Origin of the sequence: Deinococcus marmoris DSM 12784 (assembly GCF_000701405.1) — a bacterium.
GTDB classification, from domain to species: Bacteria; Deinococcota; Deinococci; order Deinococcales; family Deinococcaceae; genus Deinococcus; species Deinococcus marmoris.
Window position 1 is genome coordinate 1 of the sequence record NZ_JNIV01000157.1, and the last position, 6,645, is coordinate 6,645.

Sequence of the window (6,645 nt, forward strand, 5' to 3'; positions counted from 1 at the left end):
TGGGATCACCCACAGGCCGAAATATACTTCGGCCTCTTAAATCAACCTTTCTCCGCACCCAGCGCCACTTAAACGCAAGTTGTCCGGTACTGAACTCCAGGTGAACCGAGGAAGTGAACTTTCGATCATAGTGATAAACGTTTTACGGGGGGTTTGGGTCACTGCGGAGTTTGACACATGGATGGAGTGCCTATGACTTGACATGAGCTTCATAGAACCAAAAGGAACACTGAACCGCTTCGTCCCCTGCTGACCCTCCGGCTACAGCTCGCCAGCCCCCACCATGCCACTCCTGTATGCTTTTTGCAGTCATGCCCAACGTCTTCCCCCGACCGTTCTCTGCCCATCTGACGCTTCTCGCCGCCCTGCTGATGGGCGCTGGCCCGGCGCTGGCCCAGACCGAAGGGGGCAGTCCGGTGGGGGGCCTGCTGCCGCTGGTGTCGGTGGGCGAGAAATGGATTCAGGACGTGGAGAGCTATACTATCCGGGTCTCGCCGCAGGACGCCGGGAAGCCGCTGGGACTGGAAATCTACTCGCCCACCTTCAATCTGGCCGATTACGTGGACGGGCGGCGCGCGGCGGGGTACTTCGGCGACGAGCTATATAAGAAAAACGAGGCGTTCACCACCACCTTTACCCTGGTCGGCCCCAGCGGCACGGTCACCGAGCGGCGTTACGGGCAGAACCGCGAACACACCTGGGACAGCCTGTTCGCGGGCGGGCTGGGGGCCGGGACCTACACGCTGCGGGTCAACAGCAAGGGCGACGGCAAGAACGCGTATGCGCTGCGGGTGGCCTCGCCGTTTGCGCTGGAGACCAGCGACTTTACCGTGAACGCCCGCAGCAACACCCCGGAGCCGCTGCTGGCCGCCCGCCTGAACGTCACGCCCGACTGGGTGGGCAAGGCGGTGGGCATCCTGAACTACGACATCGACGGCCCGCAGGAAGCCGAGACCTTCGCGGTGCAGCCGGGGGGCAAACGCGCCAACCTGACGCCCAGCGACAATGGCAAGACCGTGACGGACCGCTTCACCATCACGCCCGAGATGGTGGGCGAGTGGCAGATCTTTATCCGGGTGCTGCCCACCACCAAGCAGTACAGCAACGCGGTGCGCTACTCGTTCCGCCTGAATGACCAGCCGGTCACAGCGCGCGTGGGCGGCTTCAATCCGCCTGCCGGGGCCAAGGTGGAAAATCAGTTGCTGGTGGACGTGGTTGATCCGCAGGGCCGCCCGATTCCGGGGGCGTCGTACACGCTGGTGGGCGAGAGCAGCGTGCGCCCGCAACTGCCGCCCGGCTACGTGCCGATCAGTTCCAGCATTGTGCAGGGAACCGGCAACATCGTCTCCCCTACCGAGGTGCGCTACCAGCCGGGCTTTACCAAGGTCCGTTTCGTGGCCCGCGCCCCGGAAGGGCAACTGGCAGTGGATGCCGTGGCGATCTACGGCGATCAGCGCATCCCCCTGACCGGCGTGCCCTTCGAGGTGGCTGGGCGCACCCTGAACACCCCCGCCAACGTGCCGCTTGCGCCCGGTGACTACCCGGTCAAACCCACGCCGATTCCCGGCAGCACCTTCACGCCGCCGCTGCCAGGGCGCGTCTCGGACGGCGTGGCGGGCAAGGTCACCATCGAGTACCGGGTGCTGACCGACGTGACCCTGATCACCGCCCCGGACATCGTGAACGCCTGCGACGTGACGCAACTGACCGCCAGCGCCCGCACCGATTTCCCGTACCGCCTGCCGGGCAGCCTGAAGCTGAACCTGCCCACCGGCTGGACCAGCGACTACCCGCTGGAAACGTCCGGGGACTTCAGCGGGGGCCAGCCGCTGCGCCTGAAGGTGCCGGTGCGCGTGTGCCGCAGCGACACCGCCGAGGCCGTGCTGGACCCCGTGGGCCTGCGGACCACCGGCACGGCGCGGGTGCAGAGTCCCGCCGGGGCGAACGTCACCCGCACCGTGCAGAACGGCGCGCGGGCCAGCCTGACCAAGAACGTGAACGCGGGCGCGCAGAACTACGCGGTCACGCTGGTCTTCACCGTGGACAGCACGCTGGAAAACGTTCGCCTGATCGATCCGCTGCCCACAGGCGGCAGCACCCCCGCCGTGCGCGGCCCACTGCAACTCCAGGGGCCGAGTCTGGCCAATGTCCAGCCGCGCGTGGACGGCGACGCCATCCTGCTCAGCCGCGTGATTCCCGGCAGCTATACCCTGACCTACACGCTGTTCAGTGACCTTCCCGCAGACCGGGTGGTAACCGCGCCGGACCTGGGCTGGTAGACGCCAGAGCGGACTTTACCCGAACGCGGGCGACGTGCAGTGCGCGCTCCGGCTTCAGCCTTCAGAATGGAAGGCATGCCAGAGCGTCCCGATCCCGAACGTGAACTGAACTTTGCCCGCGAGATCATCGGCCAGCGCGGCTTCCGCGACGTGCCCACGGATGAGGTGTTGCAGGAAGCCGAGCGGTTGCTGAACGGCTGGATGGCGGGCGAATACCGCATGGAGCGCCCCAAGCTGTATGACCATTACGCCCTGCTGTTGCTGGCGCTGCTCCAGAAAAACCGCGATCTGGAGGGCCGGATAGCGGCGCTGGAAGGCAGAAATGGCTGAGGCCCACACACGGATCAAAATCTGCGGCACCACTTCTATCCATGACGCCGTGCGGTCCGCACAGGCTGGCGCGGACGCCCTGGGGTTCATCTTCGCGCCCATCAGCAAGCGGCTGGTGTCGCCTCAGATTGCGCGCGAGGCGGGCCTGAGTGTGGGGCCAGCCGTGGGCCGGGTGGGCGTGTTTCTGGATCAGGGACTGGACGAGGTGCTGCGGACGGCAGAACTGGCGCGGGTGTCGGCGGTGCAGCTCCACGGCCCCCTCTCTGAAGCCTTCGTGCGGGCGGTGGCCGACTTCTATCCGGTGCTGCGCGTGCTGCGCCCCGCCAATCTGGGGGCCGGGGCAGAACTATGGGCCAGTGTTCCTGCCGTTACCCTGATGGTAGACGCTCCACAACCGGGGGGCGGGGTGCCACTGGACTGGGAGAGCCTGCGTGAAACGTTTCCCGCCGGGGCGTGGCTGGCGGGAGGACTGGGGCCGTGGAACGTGGCAGAGGCCATCCGGGTCCTGCAACCCGCCTGCGTGGACGCGGTCAGCGGGCTTGAAGCCCGTCCTGGCGTGAAAGATCCGGCAAAAGTGACCGCGTTTATCGGGGCCGTCCGGGCCACCACGCCCTGAGTTATCCACAGTGAAACGGGAGCCTGTGGATAACTTTGGAAGCTGTGGAACCCCCTCCCTATTACCCCTGCACGCCGCATAGCACGGGCAAAACGCGCGATCAAGGCTGGCAGGAACCCCAGGTTATCCACAAGTTGTCCACAAGCCCTGTGGATAAAATTGTGGATAACTTTCAGACCAGCGGCACAGGTGGGCGGGATTGTCTGTCTTCAACGGAACCCAGCCCGAACCATCCGGCGATGATCTGTCCAGCCTCCACCACATTCCTCGCCGCGCCCAGATCGACGCCTGCCCCAGCAAACGGCACCCGCGAGACGGTGTGGGATTTGGTGTTCAGGTCTTCCAGATTGCCGTGATCGCTGCTGATCACCACCCGCGCCCCGGCGTCCAGCAGCCCGGACAGCAGGGCGTCCACGCGGGCCAGATACCCGGAAGCTGCCGCCCGAACTTCCGGGGGCGGCCCGGCTTCGCGCCCCAGGTGGCCCAGCAGGTCCCCGAACCACAGATCGGCCACGATCAGGTCGTGTTGGCGGGCGGCTTTCGCCAGCGCCTGCCCCACTTCTGTCACCTCATGCGGGGTCTGGAACGGTGTCCAGGGTTCGCGGTAGCCCAGGCCCAGCGTCGCGCCCAGCAGCGGCACCCCCGGCGGGTTGAGGGGCCACCCCGCCGCCGTGAAAGCAAAGGGAAAACAGCCCATGCGGGGGCGGCGGGCCTGGGCCTCCAGATATTGCGGGACGTAATGGTTGGCGAGGGCCGCGCGCAGACCCGCCGCTTCCAGCCGCGCGGGCAGGCTGGACTGGCGCAGCAGCCGTTGCAACGTCGGCCCCGGATGCGGGCCGAAGTGTTCGCCCATGCCATTTTTGCCCATCAGACGCACCGCGTCCACTCCGGTCAGCCAGCAGCTCTGGCCGGTGCCGGACTGCGGCAGACCGGGCACGCCCAGCGTGGCGTCCAGGGCAAATCCAGCGTCGATCAGTGGGCGCAGCGCGGGCAGGTCCTGCTCCCACACGCTGTCAGGGGGCGCGTCTGCCGGGTGGCCCACGCCGTCCAGGGCCAGCCAGACCACGCCGCTCATCGGGATTCCATAGCGCCAAGTCTAGGACGAGAATGAGGCACTGGCTGGAGCGACAGGATGGCCCGGCCCCGGCTAACGCCGCAGCTTCCGCGCAGCCTCATCCGGCGTGATCTCGCCGCGTTCCAGGCTGCTCAGAATCTCGGCCTGGGGATCGGCCAGTTCGGGTTCATAGCCGATGGCGCGCAGCAGCGTGTCGAAGCGGGCGCGCACGGTGGGATAACTGACGCCCAGCACGCGCTCCACTTCCTTTAAATTGCCGCGCACGCGGATGTAGAGGCGCAGAAATTCCAGGTTGTCGGGGGTCAGGGTGGCAAATTCGTTGAGTTCAAAGGCTCCGCGCACGGTCACGCCGCTGCCCGCGAACCGCAACTCGGTGACGTGCGGCGCTTCGTTTTCGTCGGGAAAGGGCAGGGGCAGGGGGCGCATGGGGGTAGTGTACGGCTCCGCTCAGTTCTCCGCCGCCAGCACCGCCACCGTCTCGTCCAGCAGGGCGCGCAGGGTCAGGATCGGGGTGTCCAGGGGGCCATTCATCATCAGGGCGAAGGCCAAAGTATGCCCACTTTTTGCCGTGACATACCCGGCCAGACTGCTGACACCGGGCAGCGTGCCGGTCTTGGCGCGCACGTCCAGCCCCGCGCCCACAAAACGCTGCGCCAGCGTGCCGCCACGTCCACCGTGACGTGGAAGGTTCTCGTTCGTACCGCCCTGCGGCAGGGCCTCGGCAAACGCATTCTGGCGCTGACGGTACACCTGATCCGGGAAGCCTGAACCCTCGGCAGGCGTGCCGGACAGCGGATATGGCAGGTCATACATCACGCGCAGCAACTGCACCAGGGCGCGCGGGGTCAGGCGGTTCTCGCGGCTCAGGCCGCTGCCGTCGGCCACCACCACGCCGCTGAGGTCCACGCCGATACGGCCCAGATACGCCCGCTGACGCGCCAGTCCGCCGGACAGCGTGCCGTTCGCGGCAGGGCGCAGGGCCAGCGTGCCCAGCAGTTCCTCGGCGTTCAGGTTGTCGCTGGGGCGCAGCGTGGCGGCCACAAACTTCGCCACGGGCGCACTCCGTACGCTGGCCACCGCCTGTTCGGGGCGGCGGTCCACGGGAACCAGCGCACCGATGGGCAACGGCTGGCCCTGCCCATCGGTGCGCGGCGGTGGGAGGGAGGGCCTGAAGGGAGCCGCCTCGCCCACAGCTTCGGATGTCACCTTGATTCCGGCGCGGCGCAACTCCGCTTTCAATGCCGTGCCCAGTCGCTGGCGCGCGGTTTCATTGCTCGGCGGCGGCGCGTCATACCACTCCGCGAGGCGCAGGGCGGTCATGGGCAGCTCTATGGGCGCGTCCTTCCAGGTGGCCGAATCCAGCCGGGCGTCGTCCAGCCGCACCTGTCCCACCACGCGCAGGCCACGCGCATACGTCTGCTTTGCCAGGAGGCGCAGGCTGTAGGTGCCCTCCGACACACTCAGGGTGGGGTCACCGCTGCCGCGCAGGGTCACGGCCTTCACGCGGGCCTGCCCGATCTGCGCGGCGGGAACGGTCAGTTCGGCGCTCCACCAGCCGTCTGCGCCGCCGCGCTCGTTCAGCACCGCCGCGCCCACCACCAGTTTGTTGGTGCTGGCGGGGATGAACGGGCTATCCGGTAGCTTCGCCTGCACCACCTGGCCCGTCTGCAAATCCTGCACCAGCACGCCCGCGCGCACGCCGGGAGGCAGTCCTCGCAGAACCTCCTGAACGCTCACCGTGAGGCCGGGTTCGCGGTGCAGGGTCAGGTCCGCCTGCTGGGTGGCCGGATTTTGCGTGGCTGGAGCCTGCGCCGCTGGAAAGGGTGCGCCGCCCACGCACAGCAGCAGGCACAGCAGGGGCAGAAAACGCGACATCGGGAGGCAGGATAGCGGAAGCAGGTTGATGGGTTGGTCCGTTGCAGCTGCGTGGCCCCCTCTGGGAGCGAGAGTTTGAACATCCAACTGTCCAACCATCTGACCGCTAGAAAACGCTGGCCTCAACGCTGCCCAGCGGTTTGACCGTTAGAGCGCGTTTATAAAGGGTCAGACCCGGTGGCAAGCTTGAGGTGTGAAACGCAAGCCTTACTCGTCGGACCTGACCCAAGCCCAGTTTAAGCGGCTCGAACCACTCCTCCCCTCTGCCAAGCCAGGAGGGCGGCCACGCACGGTCGATCTCTACGAGGTGCTGTGCGCGATCATGTACGTCTTGCAGGGCGGCATTGCCTGGAGAAACCTGCCGCATGACTTTCCAGCGTGGCAGACGGTGTATTCGTACTTTCGCCGTTTTGAAGCTGACGGTTCATGGGAGGCGATCAATCGCGTCCTGGTGCGGGAAACTCGGCAGG

At 66.8% G+C, this 6,645-nt stretch carries 7 protein-coding genes; 4 read left to right on the top strand and 3 right to left on the bottom strand.

Translation table 11 applies throughout. The features are described from left to right. Positions 1-311: 311 nt before the first annotated feature. The 3 genes from Q319_RS0121930 to Q319_RS0121940 all read left to right on the top strand — a co-directional run bounded on the left by Q319_RS0121930 (position 312) and on the right by Q319_RS0121940 (position 3,225). Entirely contained in the window at positions 312-2,279 is a 1,968-nt protein-coding gene (locus tag Q319_RS0121930; RefSeq protein ID WP_156039540.1) for a hypothetical protein, read from the top strand. 75 nt (positions 2,280-2,354) lie between these two features. Further along, a complete protein-coding gene (locus Q319_RS0121935) occupies positions 2,355-2,609 on the top strand; it encodes a hypothetical protein (RefSeq protein ID WP_034416320.1) in 255 nt (84 codons plus the stop codon). After that, complete coding sequence (locus tag Q319_RS0121940; RefSeq protein WP_029484547.1) at positions 2,602-3,225, top strand: phosphoribosylanthranilate isomerase; 624 nt, start codon at positions 2,602-2,604, stop codon at positions 3,223-3,225. Before Q319_RS0121935 ends, Q319_RS0121940 begins: the two co-directional genes overlap by 8 nt. A gap of 172 nt (positions 3,226-3,397) precedes the next feature. On the opposite strand, the gene Q319_RS0121945 is transcribed toward Q319_RS0121940, so the two are convergent. The 3 genes from Q319_RS0121945 to Q319_RS0121955 all read right to left on the bottom strand — a co-directional run bounded on the left by Q319_RS0121945 (position 3,398) and on the right by Q319_RS0121955 (position 6,175). Continuing rightward, a complete protein-coding gene (locus Q319_RS0121945) occupies positions 3,398-4,300 on the bottom strand; it encodes a metalloenzyme domain protein (protein WP_051655676.1) in 903 nt (300 codons plus the stop codon). 72 nt (positions 4,301-4,372) lie between these two features. Beyond that, positions 4,373-4,726, bottom strand: a complete 354-nt coding sequence (locus tag Q319_RS0121950) for a DUF2089 domain-containing protein (RefSeq protein ID WP_029484549.1) — start codon at positions 4,724-4,726, stop codon at positions 4,373-4,375. A 21-nt stretch (positions 4,727-4,747) separates the two neighbouring features. Further along, entirely contained in the window at positions 4,748-6,175 is a 1,428-nt protein-coding gene (locus tag Q319_RS0121955; RefSeq protein ID WP_029484550.1) for a D-alanyl-D-alanine carboxypeptidase/D-alanyl-D-alanine-endopeptidase, read from the bottom strand. A gap of 193 nt (positions 6,176-6,368) precedes the next feature. Here Q319_RS0121955 and Q319_RS26595 point away from each other — a divergent pair. Continuing rightward, positions 6,369-6,645: transposase (locus Q319_RS26595; RefSeq protein ID WP_029481032.1), on the top strand; the 277-nt coding region annotated here is incomplete at its 3' end.